Origin of the sequence: Microbacterium sp. LMC-P-041 (genome assembly GCF_030209555.1) — a bacterium.
Lineage (GTDB): Bacteria > Actinomycetota > Actinomycetes > Actinomycetales > Microbacteriaceae > Microbacterium.
Genome location: NZ_JARVRV010000001.1, coordinates 567,326 through 589,466 on the forward strand (window position 1 = coordinate 567,326; position 22,141 = coordinate 589,466).

Consider the following 22,141-nt stretch of genomic DNA (forward strand, 5'->3'; position numbering starts at 1 on the left):
CCTCGTCGCCTGTCGCGATACCGTGGAGGTATGACTGAGGCGCGCACCGTGTGGGGTACTGGACTGTCGACGATCGCCGGTGACGGCACCGTACTGGATGCCTGGTTCCCCGAGGTTACGGCCGTCGAGCCCGGTGCCGACGACGCGGGCACCGCGCTCGCGGCGCTCGAGGAGTTCACCGGTCCGGACGAACGTCGCAACGTCTCGGTGCAGACGGTACAGCTGCAGATCGATCTCGATGCGGCGCCGGCCTCGACCGCTGACGCCTATCTGCGGCTGCACACACTGTCGCACCTCCTGGTGCGACCGAACGAACTCAACCTCGACGGCATCTTCGCGCATCTGCCGAACGTGGCGTGGACGAATGCCGGCCCCATGCACCCCGTGGATGCCGCGCGGCTTCGACCCGTGCTCCAGCGCTCAGGGATCCAGGTTCAGGGGCTCGACAAGTTCCCCCGGCTCACCGACTACGTGCAGCCTGCCGGTGTGCGCATCGCAGATGCGTCGCGCGTCCGCCTGGGCGCGCACCTCTCCCCCGGCACGACCGTCATGCACGAGGGCTTCGTGAACTTCAACGCAGGCACCCTCGGTGCGTCGATGGTCGAAGGACGTATCTCCCAGGGCGTCGTGGTGGGCGACGGCAGCGACATCGGCGGCGGCTCGTCGATCATGGGCACGCTCTCGGGCGGCGGCGCACACCGCGTCTCCATCGGGGCACGCACGCTGCTGGGAGCCAACGCGGGCATCGGCATCTCGCTCGGCGATGACTGCGTCGTCGAGGCCGGACTGTACGTGACGGCCGGCACGAAGGTCGTGCTGGTCGACGGCCCGGCGACGCCTGACGGCGGCAGGAAGACCGCCAAGGGTTCCGAGCTGTCCGGACGCGACGGACTGCTGTTCCGCCGCAACTCGCTGAGCGGCGCGGTCGAAGCCGTGCAGCGCGCCGGCGTCGGTGTGACCCTCAACGACGCACTCCACGCCTGATCGCACGACTCGCTGAGAGCGGGCCGTCTCAGCCTTCTCCGGGACTGCCGTGATAGTGTCGCGGTGACGCCACTCGCACTGCGAGACGTCTGCGTCGTCGACACGCTCCCGCGCCACTTGCCTGGTTCTGGCCATTTCGAACGGCGAAACGATGCGCGATCCCGCGCCGTCGCCCACCTTCCGCACCCGGCCCCTCGGCTCGTGCGTGCATTTCTCGGAGATACTTCATGACTTCCTTCCTCGATCTCGGCGTGCCCGCCGACCTCGCCGCCGTCCTCGCGAAGGACGGCAAGACCGAGGCGTTCGCGATTCAGCGCGACACGCTTCCCGACTCGCTCGGCGGACGTGACCTCCTCGGCCGCGGCCGCACCGGCAGCGGCAAGACGATCGCCTTCGCGCTCCCCCTCGTCGCCCGCCTCGCCGCCTCGTCGCGCAAGAGCCGCCCCGGGCACCCCCGAGGACTCGTCCTCGCTCCGACCCGTGAGCTCGCGACCCAGATCGCCGCGACCATCGCGCCCCTCGCCGAGGCGAAAGGCCTGCGCGTCACCACCGTGTTCGGCGGCGTCAGCCAGCGTCCCCAGGAACAGGCCATGCGCAACGGCGTCGACATCGTCGTCGCGTGCCCCGGCCGCCTCGAAGACCTGATGAAGCAGCGGGTCGTGCAGCTCGACTCCGTCGAGGTGACTGTGCTCGACGAGGCCGATCACATGGCCGACCTCGGCTTCCTGCCGGGTGTCACCCGCATCCTCACCGCCACGCCCGCCGGCGGACAGCGCCTGCTGTTCAGCGCCACGCTGGACCGCGGCATCGACACCCTCGCCCGCCGGTTCCTCTCGAACGCCGTGAGCCACGAGGTGGACGAGGAGAGCGTGCCCGTCGGCGAGATGACGCACCGCGTGCTCGTCGTCGATTCCACCGACAACAAGACCACTCTCGTGCGCGAGCTCGCCTCGGGCACCGGTCGCCGCATCCTCTTCACCCGCACGAAGCACCAGGCGAAGAAGCTCGCGAAGCAGCTGACCGCGGCGGGCATCCCCGCTGTCGATCTGCACGGAAACCTCTCGCAGAACGCGCGTGAGCGCAACCTCGGCGCCTTCTCGTCAGATCCCGCCGACGGAGGCGTGCGCGTCCTCGTCGCGACCGACGTCGCCGCCCGTGGCGTGCACGTCGACAACGTCGACCTCGTCGTCCACGTCGACCCGCCCATGGAGCACAAGGCATACCTGCACCGCTCCGGCCGCACCGCCCGTGCGGGAGCCGCGGGAACCGTCGTCACTGTGGTCCTCCCCGAGCAGCGTCGTGATGTGAAGGACCTCCTGCGCAAGGCGTCGATCACCGCCGCGCTCGAGCCCGTCACGTCGAACGCCGTCACCGAGCTCGTCCCCGAGCGTGCACCGCACGTGCGTCCGGCTCCGGTTCAGCCCCAGCAGCAGCAGCGTCAGTCGTCGAAGCAGCGCCCCGCCGGTGGCGAGCGCAATTCAGCGGCCAACCCGCCGTCGCGCCGCAGCCGTCGTCCGCGCTCGGGCCAGGGCGGCCAGGGCGCCACGGCCGGCAGCCGTCAGGGTGGCCAGGGCGGATCCCGCTCCGGCGGCCAGGGCGGCCGTGGTCGCGGTTCGCAGGGCCGCTGACCCGAGAGACATACAGGCGGGTGCGCCGACGCTCAGCGTCGGAGCACCCGCCTTCTTCGTCCCGCCTGCGCGTGATCAGCCGCGAACGGCGGCCAGCACCTGCGGGTCTGAGCACCCTCGGGCGAAACCGGCGATGCGCCGACGGATCTCGAACCCGAGCACCCGCGCGCCGATCCACTCGGCGATCGGCGCGAGCCAGGTCGGCTGACACGAGAAGTTGTACTTCCAGACGGCGAGCGTGCCCTCAGGCACCTCGGTGAACCGCCAGCCTCCGCCGAGCTTCGTGAAGAACCACGGCCCGGTCTCCATGACCATCCCGACGTTCCTCGGCGGGGCGTAGGACACATACCGGCTCACCATCGACAAGCCGAAGCGCTGCCTGGTGAATGTCCGCACATCCTTGGCCGCGACATCGGCGCCATCGAGGAAGTGCTGCTCACTGATGAACGGATCCCACCGGCGTCGGATCGCACCCGTCGTCTGTGAGACGGCGAAGGCCGTCGCCGGATCCACCGGCACGACGGCCTCCGCGCTCACGACAGGCATCGCGAGTCGATTCAGCGGGTCTGGAAGGTGCGCTCGGGAGATCCTGTGTAGAGCTGCTGCGGGCGACCGATCTTGGTCTGCGGGTCGAGCTGCAGCTCGCGCCACTGTGCGAGCCAACCGGGCAGACGGCCGATCGCGAACAGCACGGTGAACATGCGCGTCGGGAAGCCCATCGCCTTGTAGATCACGCCGGTGTAGAAGTCGACGTTCGGGTAGAGGCGACGCTCCTTGAAGTAATCGTCGGCGAGAGCCAGCTCCTCGAGCTCCTGAGCGAGGTCGAGCAGCGGATCCGTGACGCCGAGCTCGGCGAGCACCTCGCCCGCCGCCTCCTTGACGAGCTTGGCGCGCGGGTCGTAGTTCTTGTAGACCCGGTGCCCGAAGCCCATCAGCTTCACGCCCTCTTCCTTGTTCTTCACCCGCTCGACGAAGCGCGAGACGCTCTGACCGGAATCGCGGATCTGCCCGAGCATGGTGAGCACGGCTTCGTTCGCACCGCCGTGCAGCGGGCCGGAGAGAGCCTGGATGCCGGCGGAGATCGAGGCGAACTGGTTCGCGCCCGTCGAGCCGACGAGACGCACAGTCGAGGTCGACGCGTTCTGCTCGTGGTCCTCGTGCAGGATCAGCAGCAGCTCGAGGGCCTTCGACATCACGGGGTTGACCTGATACTCCTCGGAATGCACGCCGAAGTTGAGCTTCAGGAAGTTCTCGACGAAGCCGAGGGAGTTGTCGGGGTACAGGAACGCCTGGCCGATGCTCTTCTTGTGTGCATACGCCGCGATGACCGGCAGCTTGGCCAGCATCCGGATCATGTTCAGCTCGACGTGCTCGGGGTTGTGCGGGTCGGTCTGACCCTCGTAGTAGGTCGAGAGGGCTGCGACGGCAGACGACAGCACCGACATGGGGTGCGCGGTGTGCGGAAGCGCCGAGAAGAAGCGCTTGAGGTCTTCATGCAGCAGTGTGTGCCGACGGATCTTCTCGTCGAACTCGGCGAGCTCGGCGGCGGAGGGAAGCTCGCCGTAGATGAGGAGCCAGGCGACCTCGAGGTAGCTCGTCGAACCGGCAAGCTGCTCGATCGGATACCCGCGGTAGCGCAGGATGCCCTTGTCTCCGTCGATGAACGTGATCGCGGACTTCGTCGACGCCGTGTTGACGAACCCGTAGTCGAGTCCCGTGTAGCCCGTCTGCCGCGTCAGCGTCGAGAAGTCGATGCTGTCGTTGCCGGCCGTGCCGCGCACGAGTGGGAATTCAGCGGTCGTATCGCCGATCGTCAGCTTCGCCGTCGCCTGCTGCTCTGCCGCTGCGCTCACGCGGGCCTCCTCATGGATCTTCATCAAGTCGGATGTGGCGATGTCACGGCGCTGTGCACCAGGTCAGTTCGAGATCGTCGATACACGACCGAATCGCCTTTACAGCCTAGTAGGCACACAGGCCTACTGTGACAACCGACAAAAGAACCACTGATCTGAGGCCAGAACCTACACGGCCTGTGCGTGCAGACGCCGCGCGCCCTCAGCGATCCTGTCGGAGGGAGCCGTCAGAGCCAGTCGCACGTGCTGGGTCGAGAACTCACCGTAGAACGGACCGGGACCCGCCAGGATGCCGAGATCGGCGAGCCGCTCGATGCTCGCCCAGGCGTCCTGCCCCTCCGTCGCCCACAGGTAGAGCCCGGCCTCCGAGCCGTCGATCCGGAACCCCGCCGCCTCGAGCGCAGGCCGCAGCATGTCGCGTCGCGCTCGGTAGAGCGCCTTCTGAGCGGCGACGTGCTCGTCATCGCCCAGCGCCACTGCCATGGCGTGCTGCACCGGCTCTGGCGGCATCAGGCCCAGGTGCTTGCGCGCGGTGAGCAGTTCGCCGACGATGCGCGCACACCCTGCGACGAATGCCGCACGATAGCCGGCGAGATTCGACTGCTTGCTGAGCGAGTAGACGCTGAGCAGATTCGCCCTGCTGCCACCGGTCACGCGAGGATCGAGGATCGACGGAATCGGCTCAGTCGCCCAGCGGCCGTCCCAGCCGAGCTCGGCGTAGCACTCGTCGCTCGCGAGCACGGCTCCCAGCTCTCGAGCCCGCTCGACCGCAGCAGCCAGTTCCTCCACGCTCCAGGTACGGCCGTCCGGATTCCCGGGCGTGTTGATCCAGATGAGCTTGGTGCCGTCGGGCCACTCCGTCGGATCGTCGGACGGCAGCGGGGTCGCTCCCACGACGCGAGCACCCACCTCATAGGTCGGGTAGGCGATTCGGGGATGCACCACGATGTCGCCCTCCCCCAGGCCCAGAAGGGTCGGCAGCAGAGCCACCAGCTCCTTCGAGCCGATGGTGGGCAGGACGTTGTCGACGGTCAGGTCGCTCACTCCCCTGCGCCGCGCGTACCACTCGACGATCGCCTCACGAAGGGCGGGAGTGCCGACGGTCTGAGGGTAGGCGTGCGCATCGGTCGCCTCCGACAGCGCCCGGCGGATCAGCTCGGGCGTCGGGTCGACGGGCGAACCGACCGACAGGTCGACGATTCCGTCCGGATGACGCGCGGCGCGTTCGCGGTAGGGAACGACCGCATCCCACGGGTAGTCGGCGAGATCGCGAACACTCACGGACTACTCGCCCTGCGGCGGGAGAGCGGCGATGATCGGGTGATCGTGTGCGATGACGCCGACCTTGGCCGCACCGCCCGGGGAGCCCACCTCGTCGAAGAACTCGACGTTGGCCTTGTAGTAGTCCTGCCACTCGTCGGGCAGGTCGTCTTCGTAGTAGATCGCCTCGACGGGGCAGACGGGTTCGCACGCGCCGCAGTCGACGCATTCGTCGGGGTGGATGTACAGCGAGCGTTCGCCCTCATAGATACAGTCAACAGGGCACTCGTCGATGCAGGCGCGATCCTTGACATCGACGCACGGGAGGGCGATCACATACGTCACCCCTCCAGTCTACGACTCGCCGCCGGTCCGATCGCCCAGGACGGGGGCACGAGGGGCGGTCGCCTCGTCTGCGCCGGGCGCCGTGCCGGATGCCGCGGCCGTCGACGCCTGCGCCTCGGTGCGAGTCGGAAGCCGCGAGAACGAGGGCCATGCGACAGCGAGGAGCACGAGCCCCGCGACGAGATAGGTCCAGATGCGACCGCTGAGCGTGTCTTCGACCACCACCGATCCCCCGGGCCCGACGCCGGAGATGAGCACCAGCATGCCGAGCATGCCGAGCCCCGCGGCGAGAGTCGCGCCTCGGTCGTGGGTGAGCGCGCGGATCGCGACGAGGATCGCGCCGCACGCGATCGCTCCGACGATGAGTCCGACGGGCACGGGACCCCACATGAGGCTGTGACCGATCGTCCCTGCGACGCCGAACACGCCGCCGACGAGAGCCGCGGCGATCCAGGAGAGCACCCGGGAGATCCATCCGATACGCACGAGTCGATCCTACGCGCGCCGCCGCGAAGGGGCGCTCAGACAGCGAGCCCGAACAGGCGCAGGAGAGCCGCGACGAGGGCGGCCGCGACCACCACGACAAGGAACGACTGACGCAGCCAGAGAAGCCCGGCCGCGACGAGCAGAGCGGGAACCCGTGCATCGACGACGACGGCCTGCCCGGCTCCGAGGGTCTGCACGGCCACGAGCGCGGCGAGCAGGGCCACGGTGAGCAGATCGGAGATGCGCGCCGGTCGCGGTGCCTCGAGCACCGAGGGCGGCACGAGGTACCCGGCGGCCTTCAGAGCGAGGCAGATCACCGCAGCGAGAAGGATCGCACTCCAGATGCTCACGCGGCGGCCTCCCCACCGTCAGGTGCGGAGGCATCGACTCGACCGAGCCAGTTGAACCAACCCACGATGATCGCGACGACGGCTGCCACGAGCACGGGCAGCCCGGGCATGATGAACGGCGTGAGGGCGGCCGCCACCACCGCCGCAGCCACCCCGACCGCTATGGCCTGACGTTCCTTCAGGCGCGGCCAGAGCAGAGCCAGGAACGCCGCGGCCGCCGCAGCATCCAGCCCCCAGGTCTTGGGGTCACCGAGCACGTCGCCGACGAGTGCCCCGATCAGGGTCGTGATGTTCCAGCCGATGAAGATGCCGATCCCGGTGACCCAGAAGCCGACCTGCCTCAGCCGCGGATCAGTCTGCGAGATGGCCACGGCGGTCGACTCGTCGATCGTGAAGTGCGCCGCCGCTATCCGCCGTCCGGTGGTCGTGCCGACGACGGGTGACATCCGCATGCCGTATGCGACATTGCGCACTCCCAGCAGCGCGGCCGACGCGATCGCCGACGGCAGTGCGGACACTCCTCCGGCGGCGAAGACTCCGACGAAGGCGAACTGCGACCCGCCCGTGAACATCAGCAGGCTCAGCACGCACGCCTGCCAGACGTCGAGTCCGGATGCCACGGCCAGCGCGCCGAACGAGATGCCATAGGCGCTGGTGGCGAGCACGACTCCCAGCGCTTCACGCCAGACCTCGCGGTCGGCGCTCATCGCACGATCGTTCGCTGTGGTGAACATATGACCATCATTCTGAACGCGGTGTCCGGGATAGTCAAGCGAACGATCGTTTGACATGATGAACACATGGAGGAACTCCGAACGCGCATCGCCCGCACTCTGCGCAGAGAGAGGGAGAGAGCCGGACTATCCGTGTCGGAGTTGGCGCGTCGAGCGGGAATCTCGAAGGCGACCGTCTCCCAACTGGAGTCCGGTGCCGGCAACCCCAGCGTCGAGACGCTCTGGGCGCTCGGCGTCGCGCTCGGGGTGCCGTTCGCCGTCCTCGTCGATCAGCAGAGCAACGCGCCGACGCTCATCCGCGCCGATGACCTCACGGGCGTCCCGTCGTCGGTCGCCGCGTACAGCGCGACCCTGCTCTCAGCGAGCCCGCCGGGTGCGAGGCGGGATGTGTACCTGATCCACGCGGATCCGGGGGATCCACGCCGCTCCGATCCGCATCACGTGGGAACGACCGAACACGTGATCCTCATCTCCGGCCAGGCTCGGATCGGTCCGTCGGACGCCCCCGTGCTGCTGAACCCGGGCGACTATCTCTCGTACGCCGGAGACGCGCCCCACGTGTTCGAGGCGACCGTCGCCTCGACCAGTGCGGTGCTCATCTCGGAGCTGCGCTGAGCATCACTTCGGCGCGGAGCCCGAGACCGGTGACGGGTCCGGGATCTCGTCCGGCTTGTACTTCGGCAGCCGGGATGCAGGCAGGATCGCCACGGCACTGAGTCCCGCGAGCAGCAGCAGGCCGAGTCGCAGCGTCCCCAGACGCGACTCCTCGTTGACGGCCACCGCCGCGTCGACCTGCTCGGGCGTCGCATCCGTCTGCTCGAGTGCTGCGCGCAGGTCGTCGTTGCTGACGAAGTTCAGGTTGTCCATGTCGACCTGCGCGACGAGCGACGGCGGCAGCTCGGGGTGCTCGACGACCGCGCGGCCGATGCTCACCCCGAGGAGCGAGACGAGGAGTGCGCCGGCCAGAGCGGTCCCGACCGCCGAGGCGAGATTCTGCGTGGTGCCGCGCAACGAGCCGACATCACCCGCGAGCTCAGCCGGCGCCGCGGTGACGAGCACGTTGAAGACGAGGGTCACGAGCGCACCCTGACCGATGCCGAACACGACCAGCCCGAGGATCGTCGGAAGCGTCTCCCAGTTGTTGTTCACCACGAAGGACAGCCAGACGAGCGCGACCGTGGTGAGGATGAAGCCGAAGACGCCGATGACCCGCGGCGGGTAGCGCGTGTAGAACCGGACGACGAGTGTGGCGGTGATGAACACGGTCAGGTTGAAAGGCATCATCGCGAGCGACGTGTCGAAGGGCGTCCTTCCCTGCACGATCTGGATGTACAGGGGGATGGTGAAGTTCACGCACGCCTCGAGCGCCACGACGATGAACATCGCGTACACGGCAGCGCGCTCCTTCGACGAGTCGAGGATGCTGAGGTCGATCAGCGGCACCTTGCCCTCGGCCATCCGACGGCGAGTCCAGACGAAGAAGCATTGACCGAGCACGACCCCGACGACGACGAAGGCGGGCGCAGGCGAGAGCCCGAGGATGTTGAAGGGTGCGGCCTCGGTCGCAGCGACGGCACCCCACCCGTTGAGGTTGTTGAAACCCAGGGTCAGAAGCACGATGGCCGCGCCGATGAGGAGCGACGCCACGAGGTCGATGCGGATCGACGCGTCTCCCCCATCACCTCGCAGCGTGAAGCTGAACGCGAAGACGACCACGGCGATGCCGAACACGATGAAGAACATCGGCCGCCATCCGACCAGGGTGCCGAGCGTGCCGCCGATGAGGAACGCGGTGACTCCCGAAATGGCTCGGGCGGACCCGATCGCACCGATCGCCGTCGCCTGCTGCGCGCCCCGATAGTTCTCGGCGATCAGCGCCACGATCGAGGGGACGATGATCGCTGCGGCGGCGCCGGCGACCGCCTGCCCCGCGATGGCCCAGCCCACGCTCGGGGACACGATCATCAGCACCGACGACGCGGCGAACAAGCCGATCACGATCCGGAAGATGAGGACCCAGCCGACCCGCTGACCGAGCTTCGCGCCGGTCATCACGAGGGCGGCCACGGCGAGGCCGTACATCACGATGGTGGTGCTGGCGACCGTCGGCGGCACGCCGAACTCACTGACCATGCCACCGAGGGATATCGGCAGGGCTGCCACGTTGAACGACATGAGCACCTGGGCGAGGAAGAGACTGACGAGCGGCATCCAGGAGGTCTTCGTGGATGCCGGAGAAGTGAGTGTCATGGCAGGGTCCTCTGAGCGGGAAAGGAGGTCAGTCCGTCGACCGAGCGGTCGGCGCGGGCGCGGAGGCGAACAGGTTCAGTCCGAGAGCGCGGGAGAGGTGACCGATGGCGAGCTGCGATCGCACGGAGTTTCCCGCCGCGTCGAGGCGCGGTGAGAATCCGGCGACGGCACCCTTGCCCGGCGCGACGGCGACGATCCCTCCTGCCACACCCGACTTGGCGGGCAGCCCGATCTCGAACAGCCACTCACCCGAGGCCTCGTAGAGGCCCGTGGATGCCACCACTGCGAGAGTGTCGCGGCAGACGTCCGCAGAGACCACCCGCTCGCCCGTGATCGGATTCACGCCGCCGTCGGCGAGCGTCGCCCCCATCACCGCGAGGTCGTGGGCCGTGACGCTGAGAGCGCACTGACGCGTGTAGACGTCGACGACCTCGTCGGGGTCGCCGACCAGCCGTCCGTAGCTGCGGAGCAGCCAGCCCATCGCCCGGTTGCGCTCGTTGGTCGCGGCTTCCGAGGCGTACACCACGCCGTCGAGGCTCAGCGCGCGGCCGGCGAAAGCAGAGAGCCCCTCGCGCACGCGCTCCCACTGCTCGACAGCCGTCTGCCCCGGCATCAGTGCCGTCGTCGCGATCGCACCGGCGTTGACCATCGGATTCATGGGGTGTCCGCCGTTGAGCTCGAGCGCCATCAGGGAGTTGAAGGCGAGGCCGGTGTTGTTGACGCCGACGATGTCGCGCACCCGCTCATGGCCGTGCTCCTGGATCGCCAGGGCGTAGACGAACATCTTCGAGATCGACTGGATCGAGAACGGATGCTGCGCATCCCCGGCGTCATGCAGGCCGCCGTCGACCTCGATGACCGCGAGACCGAACAGCTCGGGGTCGGCCTCGGCGAGCACCGGGATGTAGTCGGCGACCGCGCCGCCGTGGTCCTGCGCATACAGACGATGAGCCTCACGCACGAGCTGGTCGACCCTCTCCCACCCGGGCAGCCCACCCGTCGAGACCTGCTGCGGGATGCCAGCCAGCGCCGCGACGTCCATGCGTTCTCCTTCGAGACCACGACCCCCCAGCCGTCATCGCTCACCGTAGTGCCAATGCGTCGCGCTGCCTAGGGCATGCAGTGCCCTGTTGCGACACATGTCCGGACACACCGAGACCCACCACCGCACGCAGGCGGGGTGGGTCTCGGAGGGAGGGTGTGCGGAGCTGCGGCTCAGTACCAGTTCACCGACTGGGAGTGGCCCCACGCACTGCAGGGGGTGCCGTAGACCGACGAGATGTACCCGAGGCCCCAGCGGATCTGAGTGGCCGCGTTGGTCTGCCAGTCGGACCCGGCTGACGCCATCTTGCTTCCGGGCAGAGCCTGCGGGATCCCCGTCGCGCCACCCGAGGCGTTGTACGCCTTGTAGTTCCAGCCGGACTCCTTGGTCCACAGCGAGTTCAGGCAGGAGAACTGGTCCTCGCCCCAGCCGTACTCGCTCGACGCGATGTCGCGAGCCGCGGCCTTCGCGCCGTCGACGGTGTTCGTCTGAGCGAGCGCCGCGGCTTCAGCCGCCGCCTGGGCCGCAGCCGCGTCCGCAGCGGCCTTCGCCTCCTGGGCTGCGACATAGGACGCCTGCAGCGCAGCGGTCTCCGCGACGATCTCGTCCGTTCCGGTGACTGCGTACGCGGTCAGGCTCGAGAGCTCTCTGTTCGAGAAGTCATCACGGTCCGCCAGCTGATCGACCCACGTGGTCACGTCAGCCGTGTCGACGCTCGAGGGTGCGGCGCCCAGATCGAGGCCCGATGCCGCGACCTCTGCGTTCAGCGCCTCAGCTGCCGCGACGGCATCCTGAGCGGCGACCATCGTGAGCGCCGAGTCATCCGCGCTCTTGGCCGGGGCGTCCGGCTCGCCGGTGACGAACGAGGTGACGCCTGCGACGGCGTCCGGCAGCTCGGCGCCGGCCGCGGGGGCGGACACGATGCCGACCGTCAGAGCGAGGCCGAGCACGCCTCCGGTGATCGTTCCGAGAATCAGTTTCGGGCGACGCGCCGTGATGGCGTTACGAGCTGTCGCCGCCGCGTGGGCGCGCCGAAGCGCACGGGTGGTGTGAAGCATTGGGTTCGACTTTCGGGTCGTCGTACGCCCGTCACAGGACACTCATCGGGAGATCGCCCCAGGCGCAAGGTAACGATTCTGCAACGGCACTCCTGGACGTTTCGTGAGAAAGGGGCCCTGTACCGCCGTTTCCGGCGGTACAGGGCCCCTTCTCTCAGACGATTCTCAGACGTTCGCGTCCTGGCGCTTCAGGCGAGCGGTCTCACGCGCACGAGTGTTCGCGTCGAGATTCACCTTGCGGATGCGGACGACCTCGGGCGTGACCTCGACGCATTCGTCGTCACGGGCGAACTCGAGGCTCTCCTCGAGCGTCAGCTGGCGCGGGGGCGTCATCGACTCGAAGGTGTCGGAGCTCGCCGCACGCATGTTGGTGAGCTTCTTCTCCTTCGTGATGTTGACGTCCATGTCGTCGGCGCGGGAGTTCTCGCCGATGACCATGCCCTCGTAGACCTCCTGCGTGGGCTGCACGAAGAACGACATGCGCTCCTGCAGGGCGATCATCGCGAACGGAGTCACGACGCCCTGACGGTCGGCCACGATCGAGCCGTTCTGACGGGTCGTGATGGAACCGGCCCACGGCTCGTAGCCGTGCGAGATCGCGTTCGCGATGCCGGTGCCTCGGGTCGTCGTGAGGAACTCGCTGCGGAACCCGATGAGACCGCGCGACGGGACGATGAACTCCATGCGCACCCAGCCGGTGCCGTGGTTCGTCATGTTCTCCATGCGGCCCTTGCGGTTCGCCAGAAGCTGCGTGATCGCGCCGAGGTGCTCCTCCGGCGTGTCGATCGTGAGGTGCTCGAACGGCTCGTACGTCTTGCCGTCGATCTTCTTCGTGACCACCTGCGGCTTGCCGACGGTGAGCTCGAAGCCCTCACGGCGCATGTTCTCGACGAGGATGGCCAGCGCCAGCTCTCCGCGGCCCTGCACCTCCCAGGCGTCCGGGCGTCCGATGTCGACGACCTTGAGCGAGACGTTGCCGATCAGCTCCTTGTCGAGACGGTCCTTGACCATGCGAGCGGTGAGCTTGTGACCCTTGACCTTGCCCATGAGCGGCGAGGTGTTGGTGCCGATCGTCATCGAGATGGCCGGGTCGTCGACGGTGATCGCGGGAAGCGGCCGGACATCCTCGGGGTCGGCGATCGTCTCGCCGATCGTGATGTTCTCGAAGCCGGCGATGGCGACGATGTCGCCCGGGCCCGCCGAATCGGCCGGGTAGCGCTCGAGCGCCCGCGTCTTGAGCAGCTCGGTGATGCGTGCGTTCTGGTGCGTGCCGTCAGCGCGGACCCAGGCGACCGTCTGGCCCTTCTTCAGCGTGCCGTTGAAGACGCGCAGCAGAGCGAGACGACCGAGGAAGGGGCTGGAGTCGAGGTTGGTGACCCAGGCCTGCAGCGGGTGCTCGTCGTCGTAGGCGGGAGCGGGGACGTGCTCGAGGATCGCCTCGAACAGCGGCTCGAGGTCGTCGTTGTCGGGCAGCGATCCGTCGGCGGGGCGGTTCTGCGAGGCCGCGCCGGCACGGCCGGACGCGTAGACGACGGGAACGTCGAGCAGGGCGTCGACATCGAGGTCGGGCACGTCGTCGACGAGGTCGGACGCGAGGCCGAGCAGCAGGTCGTGGGCCTCTTCCTCGACCTCGGCGATACGAGCGTCGGGACGGTCGGTCTTGTTGACCAGGAGGATGACGGGCAGCTTGGCCTCGAGAGCCTTGCGCAGCACGAAACGGGTCTGCGGGAGCGGGCCCTCGCTGGCGTCGACGAGCAGCACGACGCCGTCGACCATCGACAGGCCGCGCTCGACCTCACCACCGAAGTCGGCGTGGCCGGGGGTGTCGATCACGTTGATCGTGATCTCCTTGCCCTGAGCATGCTTGCCCTTGTAGGTGATCGCCGTGTTCTTGGCGAGGATCGTGATGCCCTTCTCGCGCTCGAGGTCGTTCGAGTCCATCGCGCGCTCATCGACGTGGGCGTGTTCGCCGAACGAGCCGGTCTGACGCAGCATGGCGTCGACGAGAGTGGTCTTGCCGTGGTCGACGTGCGCGACGATTGCGACGTTGCGGAGGTCAGAGCGAAGGGCGTGCGCCATGCAGATGTCCTAAAGAGTGTGGGGTTTTGCCGAGAAGCCGACGTTCCAGACTATCGTATTCGGGCGAGTCGTTCCTGAACGGCGAAGTACGACCTCGACCGTCGCGCCGATGCGAGGGCTGTGCGATACCGTGGCCGCATGAGCGGCCACATGCACGACACCGACCTGGCCGCCGTGCAGAATCCTGCGACGCCACCCGCTCTGCTCGCAGAGATAGCCGCACGCCGGGGAGATCTGCATTCGCTCCTACTGCATCACCCCGCCTGCTACCCGCAGCTGCGCGAGTGGATACTCGCAGTCAATCCCGCGATCCGAGCGGCGATGGCTGCTCCAGCTCCAGCCCCTGTTCCGCGGCGAGGAAGGGGCGGGCTGTGCGCGCTCCTCGGTTGCGGTGGAATCGCTCTGCTGGGCTTCGCCCTCGTCGTGGTGCTCGTCGTCGCAGGGCTGTTTGCGTCCTCTTCGTCGCCGGAGCAGCCGGCAGCACAGGGAACCGGCTCCCGCTCCGAGTCGCTGGCGGCGTTCGATGCGGAGCGGAGCAGGTTCTATGAGCTCTATGCACAGATCGAGGCGAACCCGGTGGCTCCCCTGGTCGCGGACCTCATGACGTTCCGACGCCTGGAGGCGTCGATCTCGCAGCCCCCTGTCACCGACGCGTCGGTCGCTGACCATGCGAGCGAAGCCAAGGCCATCCGGCAGAGCCTCGAGCAGCGGATCGCCGACGCCGCCGCGCGACGAGCGAACGTCTCCGGTTCGGTCAGCGAGGCGATCGTCGACGAAGCCGGCCAGGGATTCATCGACATCGCATGGAACGCGGACACCGAGTGCGGGACCCCCGGAGAACCGGATGACGGAAGTGTGACGATCGGCTGCATCTCCGAGGAAACGCTGACGGTTCACCTTCTGCCTGAAGACCAGCTCGGCGGCGACACCGCCATCCGTCTGGTCGTTCTGCACGAGCTCTCGCACCTCTACATGCGAGCCGACAGCGATGCGAACGGGGCCGAGCTGGGGTCATCTGGCGTCCTCGTCGAGCAGGGGCACTTTCAGGGGAACAGCGAGGTGTTCGCCGACTGCTACGCACTGACCTATCTGGATCTGTGGACCCTGACCTTCGACGGTCGAGACTACGGCTACGACTACATCTGCACAGCCGAAGAGCGACAGCTCATGCGCACGTGGGCTGTCGAAGTGCACGCGCCCATGCCATAGCAGTGCCAGCCGCGCGAGTACGATCGGTGATGCCATGAGCCTCCCCTCGAACGCCCCATCCCCGAGAGCACGCCTGTGGTGGGAGATCGCGATCGTGCTGGCTCTCGGGCTCGGGCAGTCCGCGGTGTACGCGATCGTGCAGCTGGCCTACCGACTCACCGACGAGACGCCTCTCGCCGATCAGACGGCCGCGCTCAATCCGTCCCGCAGCGATCGGGAGATCTTCGACCTGATCTATCAGGTCCTCTCGATCGGATTCTCGATCGTCCCGGTGCTGCTCGTCTGCTTCCTGCTCTGGCAGTCGTCGAGGCCGCACCTCGGCAGGCTCGGCCTCGACGGGACCCGCGTGGGTGCCGACATCGGGCGGGGCGCACTGCTCGTCGCGGCGATCGGCATCCCGGGGATCGGGCTCTACCTGGCCGGAAGAGCCATGGGGATCTTCGTCGCGGTCGACCCCTCGGGCCAGGGCGCCCACTGGTGGACCGTGCCGATCCTCCTTCTCGCGGCAGCCCGTGCATCGCTCCAGGAGGAGTTCGTGGTGCTGGGATATCTGTTCGCCCGTCTGAAGCAGCTCGGGTGGGGCCCGTGGACCATCATCCTGACGACGTCACTGCTGCGCGCGAGCTACCACCTCTACCAGGGGCCCGGCGCCTTCATCGGCAACTTCGCGATGGGGCTGCTCTTCGGATGGCTGTTCCAGCGCAGCGGACGGCTCATGCCGTTCCTCGTCGCGCACTTCCTGATCGACGCGACCGTGTTCGTCGGCTACCCGTGGGCTGCGGCGACCTGGCCGGCGCTGTTCGGGTTGCCCGGCTGAGAGCCGAGGCGGGGTCAGCCGTTCGCGATCAGGATCGACGCCACGGCCCAGAGCACGATGACACCGAGGGCGATGAGCGCCCGATAGTCCCACGTGCGGCGGATCGGCGCGTCCGCACCGGAGAGAGCAGCCTGCCAGCGGTCACGGACGTCGGTGAGGTCGCGGAGCGCGACGGGGGCCTTGGCCTCGTCGTCGCCGGTCACGCGTCGCACGGGCCGCGCTCGAGCCGGCCCTCCGTAGCTCGACAGGTCGGTGCCGTCGTCGAGCGAGAAGACGAGCTGCCAGCGCAGGTCGACGTCGCGCACGCGGCTCCAGCCGAACGAGGTGCGACGCAGCATGTTCTGCACCATCGCTCCCTGGTCGTCGATGCGGACGACCGAGACGAAAGCGATCTCGTAGACCACCCAGAGTCCGAGCAGCACCCAGGGTGCGAGCAGGAGCATCTGGCCCCAGCCGGCGCGTACGACGGCGTCACCGAGCAGGAAGATCGCGAGCAGCGAGCACAGCACGAGGGAGACAGGCCCGGAGGCCGCACGGAAAGTCCGTGCGGCCTCCGGTCGAGGGTCGATGCTCACTCTCAGTGACCGCCGAGGGTGATGGTCGCCCCGGGGATCGCCTTGAGCAGACGATCGGTGTACTCCTGCTGGGGATTCGCGAAGATCTCGTCGACAGTGCCCTGCTCGACGATCTTGCCCTTCTCCATGACGCACACCAGATCGCTCGACACTCGGACGACCGCGAGGTCGTGAGTGATGAACAGGTAGGTGAGCCCGAGCTCCGACTGGAGCTCGGCCAGCAGCTGCAGCACCTGATCCTGCACCAGCACGTCGAGCGCCGACACCGCCTCGTCGAGGACGATGATGTCGGGCTTGAGCGCGAGAGCGCGTGCGATCGCGACACGCTGACGCTGACCGCCCGAGAGCTCGTTCGGATACCGGGTCGCGAGGACGCGCGGAAGCGAGACCTGGTCGAGCAGCTCCTCGACCCGCTCGCGCTGCGAGGCGCGATCGCCGACGCCGTGGATCTGCATCGGCTCGGCGATGGTGTTGCCGATGTTGCGCAGTGGATCGAGCGAGCCGTACGGGTCCTGGAAGACCGGCTGCATGCGCCGACGCAGACCGAACGCCTGCGCATTCGACAGCCTCGACACATCCTGCCCGTCGATCTCGATGGTTCCGCTGGTCGGCTCTTCGAGCTTCAGCACCATCTTGGCGACCGTGGACTTGCCAGAGCCCGACTCGCCCACGAGCGCGAGCGTCTTGCCGCGAGGGATCTCGAAGGACACGTCGTCGACAGCGCGGAACGCTTCACTGCGGAAGTTCCCCTGGCGGATCCGGTAATCCTTCGTGAGTCCGGCGACGCGCACCGTCGGCGGGATGTCGGCGAGGTCGTCGAGCGTCTCGATCCCCCGGTCCTCCACCACCGCCTGGATGCGCTGCGATGCGACGCTGGGCGCCGCGGCGACCAGTCGCTTCGTGTACGGGTGCTGCGGGTTCTCGAGGATCTCGCGGCTGGGACCGGACTCGACGATGTTGCCGCCGTTCATCACGATGATCTTGTCCGCCCGCTCGGCTGCGAGACCGAGATCGTGTGTGATCAGGAGTACAGAGGTGCCCTTGTCACGGGTGAGCGACGCCATGTGGTCGAGGATCACGCGCTGCACGGTGACGTCGAGAGCCGAGGTCGGCTCGTCGGCGATGAGCAGCTTGGGGTCGGCCGCGAGGCCCATCCCGATCAGCGCGCGCTGGCGCATGCCTCCCGAGAACTGGTGCGGGAACTGGTGCAGACGCTTCTCGGCGTCGGCGAGTCCGGCCTGCTGCAGCACCTCGACGGTGCGCGCCTTGGCCGCATCGCGCCCCTGGGCGATGCCGTTCGCACGGATCGCCTCCTTCACCTGGAAGCCGATGCTCCAGACGGGGTTGAGGTTCGACATCGGGTCCTGCGGCACGAAGCCGATGTCCCGGCCTCGGACGGCCTCGATCTCGCGACGGTTGAGCGTCGTGAGCTCGCGTCCCTCGAGGGTGATCGATCCCGCGGTGACCTGGCCGGTGCCGGGCAGCAGGTTCACGATGGCCGTGGCCGTCGTGGACTTGCCCGAGCCCGACTCGCCCACGATCGCGACGGTCTCTCCGGGCATGACGTCGAAGCTCACTCCGTGGAGCACTTCGCGCAGACCCTCCTGCGTGCGGAACGCGACGCTCAGGTCGCGGATGCTCAGCAGCGGGACCTGTTCGGTGATTCGCTCGCTCATCGGCGTGCCCTCGCCTTCGGGTCGAGGGCGTCTCGGATGAGCTCGCCCAGGGTGACGAACGCCAGCACCGCGAGGGTGAGGGCGATCGACGGATAGATGAGCGCCATCGGCGCGACACGCAGCGATGCCTGAGCCTTCGCGATGTCATTTCCCCACGACATCACGTCGCTGCCGAGACCCACCCCGAGGAACGAGAGCGTCGCTTCCGCGACGATCGCGGCGGCGAGGCCGAGCGTCGAGACGACGAGCAGCGGAGCGATGGCGTTCGGGACCACGTGGTTCAGGAGGATCTTGAACTTCGACTGACCGAGCGCCTGCGACGCCATCACGAAGTCCGCCTGACGCACACGGAGCACCTCGGCCCGCACGACGCGAGCCGTGGACGCCCAGGCGAACGCTCCGATGGCGAACGCGAGCGTCCACACCGAACGGGAATCCCGGAACACGGTCATCACGACGACGGCCGCGAGGATGTACGGGATGGCGAAGAAGATGTCGCCGATGCGCGAGAGCACCGAGTCGAGCCATCCGCCGTAGAAGCCCGCGAGAGCTCCCATGATCAGGCCGAGAACGGACGAGATCAGCGTCGCGATGAGGCCGACGGCCAGCGACGTCTGAGCACCCCAGACGATGCGCGCATAGATGTCGCAGCCCTGGAACGTGAACCCGAGCGGGTGTCCGTCCGTCGGACCGCCGTTGCTGTTCGACAGCTGGCAGTCGTTGTTCGGCGGCGTCGCGGTGAACAGAGTCGGCCACAGCGCCATCACGAGGAAGAACAGCGCGAGGACGACCGAGAACCAGAACAGCGGACGACGACGCAGGTCGAACCAGGCGTCACGCCAGAGGTTGCTGGGCTTGTCCGAGATCCGAACGGCGTCGACCGCGATCGACTCCGTCTCGATCGGAGCGACGTAGTGCTTCTGAGATGTGGGATCAGGCATAGCGAATCCTCGGGTCGAGCAGACCGTAGAGCAGGTCGATGAGAAGGTTCACCAACACGTACAGGATGACGAACACGGTCACGAACGAGACGACCGTGGGTCCCTCGCCGCGCTGGATCGCCTGGAAGAGCGTGTTTCCCACACCGGGGACGTTGAAGATGCCCTCGGTGACGGTGGCGCCCACGAGCAGCACGCCGAAGTTCGTGGCGGAGTTCGTGATCACCGGGATCAGGGAGTTGCGCAGCACGTGCACGGGCAGCACGCGGTTGCGCGAGAGCCCCTTGCTGTACGCCGTGCGCACCCAGTCCTGGTTCAGGGTCTCGATGACCGAGCTGCGCATGAGACGCATGCTCACCGCATAGAGGCTGAAACCGAGCACGATCGCCGGCAGCCACAACCCGCCCCAGTCGTTGTCCGCACCCACCGTGGGTTTGAACCAGCCGAGCTGGATCGCGAGGAAGTACTGCGCGAGGAACGCCACCACGAAGATCGGGATCGCGATCGCGACCAGCGCCACGACGAGCGAGACGTTGTCGAACAGCTTGCCCTTGCGCAGCGCCGAGATGGTGCCGATGACGATGGCGAGCACGAACTCGATGGCGATGGCCATGACTGCGAGTCGGCCGGTGACAGGAAGCGTGGCGGCGAGCACAGCCGAGACCGGGCGGCCCGAGTAGGTCGTACCCAGGTCGCCCTGGAAGACGCCGGTGATGTAGTACCAGTACTGCACGATGAACGGCTGGTCCAGGTGGTACTGCGCGCGCAGCTGCTCGACGACCGCCGGGTTGGGCGTCTTGTCGCCGAACAGGGCGAGGATCGGGTCGCCGGGCATGGCGAACACGAGGAAGTAAATGAGCAGGGTGGCTCCGAAGAAGACCGGGATCACCTGCAGGAGACGTCTCAGAATGTAACCGAGCATCCGCTTGTCCCTTCTTGAGGGGAAAGAAAGCTACGTGAACACAAGCCTGTGAGGCGGTGACGAAGAATCGCCACCGCCTCACAGGTGAAGTGCCGTCAGACTTACTCGCCGGCCTTCGTGATCTCGTAGTACAGCGGAACGGAGTTCCAGCCGAACGTGACGTTGTCGACGTTCTCGCTGAAGCCACCGGTCACGTTCGAGTACCACAGCGGGATCGCGGGAAGGTCCTGGAACAGGACCTCCTGCGCCTTGGTGAAGTCCTCGATCTGAGCCTCGGCGTCGGGGTTGCTGATGCCGGCGGAGATGAGCTCGTCGAACTCGGGGTTCGTGTAGTCACCGTCGTTGGAGCCTGCGCCGGTGGCGTAGAGCGGTCCGAGGAAGTTGTACAGACCCGGGTAGTCGGCCTGCCAGCCCGAGCGCGCAGCCGTGGTGATGGTGCGGTCGTTGATCTTCGTGCGAAGGTCCTGGAAAGTCGGGTACGGGTCACCCGATGCCTCGATGCCGAGCGTGTTCTTGATGCTGTTGCTCACCGCGTCGACCCAGGCGTCGTGGCCGCCGTCGGAGTTGTACGCGATCTTGAACTCGCCGTCCCACGGTGCGATGGCGTCGGCCTCAGCCCACAGCTCCTTCGCCTTCTCGGGGTCGAAGTCGAGGACCTCGCTGCCGGGAACCGAGTCGGACCAGCCGTCGATGACCGGAGAGGTGAAGTCGGATGCCGGGGTGCGGGTGCCCGAGAAGATCGTCTCGGTGATCTCCTCGCGGTTGATCGCCATCGACAGCGCCTGACGACGCAGCTGGCCCTCTTCGCCGCTGAAGTGCGGGAGGAACTGGCCGATGGTGAAGGACTGGAACACAGCGGAGGGCTGGTTCACAGCACGGTCGCCGAGCTCGTCGGTGAAGACCGGGAGCGAGTTCGTCGGGATCGCGTCGATGACGTCGACCTCGTTCGACAGCAGGTCGGCGTATGCGGCCTCCTGCGTGGCGTAGAACTTGATGGTCAGACCGCCGTTGGCGGCCTGACGGCCACCGTCGTAGTCGTCGTTGCGGACGAGGTCGATCTGGACGTCGTGCTGCCACGCGTCTTCGCCGTCGATCATGTACGGACCGTTGCCGATCGGGTTCTGACCGAACGCTTCCATGTCCTCGAACGCGACGTCGGGGAGCGGGTAGAAGGCCGAGTAGCCGAGACGCAGAGCGAAGTCGGATGCCGGCTTGTTCAGCGCGATCGTGAAGGTGTAGTCATCGACCTGCTTGAGACCCGTGAGCTCGGAGTCGGTGTCGTAGCTGAAGCCCTCGATGTCCTCGAAGAAGTAGCTGGAGAGGTGAGCGTTCGACGCCTTGGCGCCCTCGTTCCACGCCTTGATGAAGTTGTCGGCGGTGACTTCTTCACCGTCGGTGAAGGTCAGGCCTTCCTTGATCTTGACGGTGAGGTTCTGCGGGTCCTCCGTGGTGATCTCCTCAGCCACGTCGTTGACGGGCTTGCCGTCGGCGTCGTAGTAGATCAGACCGGCGAAGATCTCGTCGAGGATCTTTCCGCCGCCCACCTCGTTGGTGTTGGTGGGGATCAGCGGGTTCTCGGGCTCCGAGCCGTTCGTGGTGATGATGGCGTCGGCGTCGGTGTTCGCACCGGAGCCGCCGTCGCCTTCATTGCCGCTTCCACCGCTCGCGCAGCCCGCGAGCGCCAGGGCGCCGATCGCGAACAGCGCAGTGCCCGCAAGGGCGATCTTGTTGCGCTTCACTTTGTGTCCTCCTGTGGACGGGTATTCATCAGACTGCGCGCTCATCGTCGAACGCGTAGGGATAGTTGACTGTAACCCGCGGTTTCGCGGACGCTGCTCTCGGCTAATGAACCGTTACTGAGTGGTGACCAACTGAAACATCCCCGAAACACGCGGAAATGCACGGAAACGAGTGACGGCGTCGTGTCCGCATGGA

At 67.3% G+C, this 22,141-nt stretch carries 21 protein-coding genes; 5 read left to right on the forward strand and 16 right to left on the reverse strand.

What is annotated here, in order from left to right; genetic code table 11:
• Positions 1-30 precede the first annotated feature (30 nt).
• Together dapD and QRN21_RS02740 are read left to right on the forward strand one after the other, a co-directional pair.
• On the forward strand, positions 31-984 hold the full coding sequence (gene dapD / locus QRN21_RS02735) for a 2,3,4,5-tetrahydropyridine-2,6-dicarboxylate N-succinyltransferase (protein WP_056278079.1): 954 nt from the start codon (positions 31-33) through the stop codon (positions 982-984).
• Positions 985-1,211: 227 nt separating this feature from the next.
• Entirely contained in the window at positions 1,212-2,612 is a 1,401-nt protein-coding gene (locus QRN21_RS02740) for a DEAD/DEAH box helicase (RefSeq protein WP_053095576.1), read from the forward strand.
• A gap of 75 nt (positions 2,613-2,687) precedes the next feature.
• Here QRN21_RS02740 and QRN21_RS02745 read toward each other — a convergent pair whose 3' ends face one another.
• From QRN21_RS02745 to QRN21_RS02775, 7 genes are all read right to left on the reverse strand, one after another.
• Positions 2,688-3,158, reverse strand: coding sequence for an SRPBCC family protein (locus tag QRN21_RS02745; RefSeq protein WP_053095575.1), 471 nt, complete (start codon positions 3,156-3,158; stop codon positions 2,688-2,690).
• Between the two features lie 11 nt (positions 3,159-3,169).
• Positions 3,170-4,489 carry a citrate synthase gene (locus QRN21_RS02750; protein ID WP_187249390.1) on the reverse strand — a complete coding sequence of 440 codons (1,320 nt, stop codon included), beginning with the start codon at positions 4,487-4,489 and terminating at the stop codon, positions 3,170-3,172.
• A 144-nt stretch (positions 4,490-4,633) separates the two neighbouring features.
• Positions 4,634-5,746, reverse strand: a complete 1,113-nt coding sequence (gene dapC, locus QRN21_RS02755) for a succinyldiaminopimelate transaminase (RefSeq protein WP_285363076.1) — start codon at positions 5,744-5,746, stop codon at positions 4,634-4,636.
• Positions 5,747-5,749: 3 nt separating this feature from the next.
• Entirely contained in the window at positions 5,750-6,070 is a 321-nt protein-coding gene (fdxA, locus tag QRN21_RS02760) for a ferredoxin (protein WP_042542002.1), read from the reverse strand.
• A gap of 9 nt (positions 6,071-6,079) precedes the next feature.
• On the reverse strand, positions 6,080-6,556 hold the full coding sequence (locus QRN21_RS02765) for a histidinol dehydrogenase (RefSeq protein ID WP_230100669.1): 477 nt from the start codon (positions 6,554-6,556) through the stop codon (positions 6,080-6,082).
• Positions 6,557-6,591: 35 nt separating this feature from the next.
• Positions 6,592-6,906 carry an AzlD domain-containing protein gene (locus QRN21_RS02770; RefSeq protein WP_053095573.1) on the reverse strand — a complete coding sequence of 105 codons (315 nt, stop codon included), beginning with the start codon at positions 6,904-6,906 and terminating at the stop codon, positions 6,592-6,594.
• Positions 6,903-7,613, reverse strand: coding sequence for an AzlC family ABC transporter permease (locus tag QRN21_RS02775; RefSeq protein WP_187249388.1), 711 nt, complete (start codon positions 7,611-7,613; stop codon positions 6,903-6,905). Before QRN21_RS02775 ends, QRN21_RS02770 begins: the two co-directional genes overlap by 4 nt.
• A gap of 93 nt (positions 7,614-7,706) precedes the next feature.
• On the opposite strand from QRN21_RS02775, the gene QRN21_RS02780 reads away from it, so the two are divergent.
• Positions 7,707-8,255: a helix-turn-helix domain-containing protein gene (locus QRN21_RS02780; RefSeq protein WP_187249387.1), complete on the forward strand. Its 549-nt coding sequence runs from the start codon at positions 7,707-7,709 to the stop codon at positions 8,253-8,255.
• A gap of 3 nt (positions 8,256-8,258) precedes the next feature.
• Here QRN21_RS02780 and QRN21_RS02785 read toward each other — a convergent pair whose 3' ends face one another.
• From QRN21_RS02785 to typA, 4 genes are all read right to left on the reverse strand, one after another.
• Positions 8,259-9,890: an MFS transporter gene (locus QRN21_RS02785; RefSeq protein ID WP_285363077.1), complete on the reverse strand. Its 1,632-nt coding sequence runs from the start codon at positions 9,888-9,890 to the stop codon at positions 8,259-8,261.
• A 28-nt stretch (positions 9,891-9,918) separates the two neighbouring features.
• Positions 9,919-10,932, reverse strand: a complete 1,014-nt coding sequence (gene glsA, locus QRN21_RS02790) for a glutaminase A (RefSeq protein ID WP_053095570.1) — start codon at positions 10,930-10,932, stop codon at positions 9,919-9,921.
• A 173-nt stretch (positions 10,933-11,105) separates the two neighbouring features.
• Positions 11,106-11,990, reverse strand: coding sequence for an aggregation-promoting factor C-terminal-like domain-containing protein (locus QRN21_RS02795; protein ID WP_187249386.1), 885 nt, complete (start codon positions 11,988-11,990; stop codon positions 11,106-11,108).
• A gap of 165 nt (positions 11,991-12,155) precedes the next feature.
• Positions 12,156-14,069: a translational GTPase TypA gene (gene typA / locus QRN21_RS02800; protein ID WP_053095568.1), complete on the reverse strand. Its 1,914-nt coding sequence runs from the start codon at positions 14,067-14,069 to the stop codon at positions 12,156-12,158.
• Positions 14,070-14,207: 138 nt separating this feature from the next.
• Between typA and QRN21_RS02805 the strand changes: the two genes are divergently transcribed.
• Positions 14,208-15,278 (forward strand): variant leucine-rich repeat-containing protein, encoded by a 1,071-nt coding sequence (locus tag QRN21_RS02805; RefSeq protein ID WP_157538134.1) that lies wholly within the window; start codon positions 14,208-14,210, stop codon positions 15,276-15,278.
• A 34-nt stretch (positions 15,279-15,312) separates the two neighbouring features.
• Positions 15,313-16,095, forward strand: a complete 783-nt coding sequence (locus tag QRN21_RS02810) for a CPBP family intramembrane glutamic endopeptidase (protein ID WP_056278052.1) — start codon at positions 15,313-15,315, stop codon at positions 16,093-16,095.
• 14 nt (positions 16,096-16,109) lie between these two features.
• Here the strand turns inward: QRN21_RS02810 and QRN21_RS02815 are convergent, their stop codons facing one another.
• The 5 genes from QRN21_RS02815 to QRN21_RS02835 all read right to left on the reverse strand — a co-directional run bounded on the left by QRN21_RS02815 (position 16,110) and on the right by QRN21_RS02835 (position 21,945).
• The gene (locus tag QRN21_RS02815; RefSeq protein WP_285363078.1) at positions 16,110-16,670 is read right to left on the reverse strand and encodes a PH domain-containing protein; all 561 of its coding nucleotides are present in this window, start codon (positions 16,668-16,670) and stop codon (positions 16,110-16,112) included.
• Between the two features lie 2 nt (positions 16,671-16,672).
• Positions 16,673-18,346 (reverse strand): dipeptide ABC transporter ATP-binding protein, encoded by a 1,674-nt coding sequence (locus QRN21_RS02820; RefSeq protein ID WP_053095566.1) that lies wholly within the window; start codon positions 18,344-18,346, stop codon positions 16,673-16,675.
• Complete coding sequence (locus QRN21_RS02825) at positions 18,343-19,287, reverse strand: ABC transporter permease (protein ID WP_053095565.1); 945 nt, start codon at positions 19,285-19,287, stop codon at positions 18,343-18,345. The genes QRN21_RS02820 and QRN21_RS02825 overlap by 4 nt, the downstream gene beginning before the upstream one ends.
• Positions 19,280-20,206, reverse strand: coding sequence for an ABC transporter permease (locus QRN21_RS02830; RefSeq protein ID WP_053095564.1), 927 nt, complete (start codon positions 20,204-20,206; stop codon positions 19,280-19,282). Before QRN21_RS02830 ends, QRN21_RS02825 begins: the two co-directional genes overlap by 8 nt.
• A gap of 101 nt (positions 20,207-20,307) precedes the next feature.
• Positions 20,308-21,945, reverse strand: a complete 1,638-nt coding sequence (locus tag QRN21_RS02835) for a peptide ABC transporter substrate-binding protein (protein WP_150115049.1) — start codon at positions 21,943-21,945, stop codon at positions 20,308-20,310.
• Positions 21,946-22,141 lie beyond the last annotated feature (196 nt).

Coding starts and splice junctions, on each gene's coding strand:
- dapD (WP_056278079.1), top strand. CDS start 31: ATGACTGAGGCGCGCACCGTGTGGGGTACTGGACTGTCGACGATCGCC.
- QRN21_RS02740 (WP_053095576.1), top strand. CDS start 1,212: ATGACTTCCTTCCTCGATCTCGGCGTGCCCGCCGACCTCGCCGCCGTC.
- QRN21_RS02745 (WP_053095575.1), bottom strand. CDS start 3,158: ATGCCTGTCGTGAGCGCGGAGGCCGTCGTGCCGGTGGATCCGGCGACG.
- QRN21_RS02750 (WP_187249390.1), bottom strand. CDS start 4,489: ATGAAGATCCATGAGGAGGCCCGCGTGAGCGCAGCGGCAGAGCAGCAG.
- QRN21_RS02775 (WP_187249388.1), bottom strand. CDS start 7,613: ATGAGCGCCGACCGCGAGGTCTGGCGTGAAGCGCTGGGAGTCGTGCTC.
- QRN21_RS02780 (WP_187249387.1), top strand. CDS start 7,707: ATGGAGGAACTCCGAACGCGCATCGCCCGCACTCTGCGCAGAGAGAGG.
- QRN21_RS02785 (WP_285363077.1), bottom strand. CDS start 9,890: ATGACACTCACTTCTCCGGCATCCACGAAGACCTCCTGGATGCCGCTC.
- glsA (WP_053095570.1), bottom strand. CDS start 10,932: ATGGACGTCGCGGCGCTGGCTGGCATCCCGCAGCAGGTCTCGACGGGT.
- QRN21_RS02795 (WP_187249386.1), bottom strand. CDS start 11,990: ATGCTTCACACCACCCGTGCGCTTCGGCGCGCCCACGCGGCGGCGACA.
- typA (WP_053095568.1), bottom strand. CDS start 14,069: ATGGCGCACGCCCTTCGCTCTGACCTCCGCAACGTCGCAATCGTCGCG.
- QRN21_RS02805 (WP_157538134.1), top strand. CDS start 14,208: ATGAGCGGCCACATGCACGACACCGACCTGGCCGCCGTGCAGAATCCT.
- QRN21_RS02810 (WP_056278052.1), top strand. CDS start 15,313: ATGAGCCTCCCCTCGAACGCCCCATCCCCGAGAGCACGCCTGTGGTGG.
- QRN21_RS02820 (WP_053095566.1), bottom strand. CDS start 18,346: ATGAGCGAGCGAATCACCGAACAGGTCCCGCTGCTGAGCATCCGCGAC.
- QRN21_RS02825 (WP_053095565.1), bottom strand. CDS start 19,287: ATGCCTGATCCCACATCTCAGAAGCACTACGTCGCTCCGATCGAGACG.
- QRN21_RS02830 (WP_053095564.1), bottom strand. CDS start 20,206: ATGCTCGGTTACATTCTGAGACGTCTCCTGCAGGTGATCCCGGTCTTC.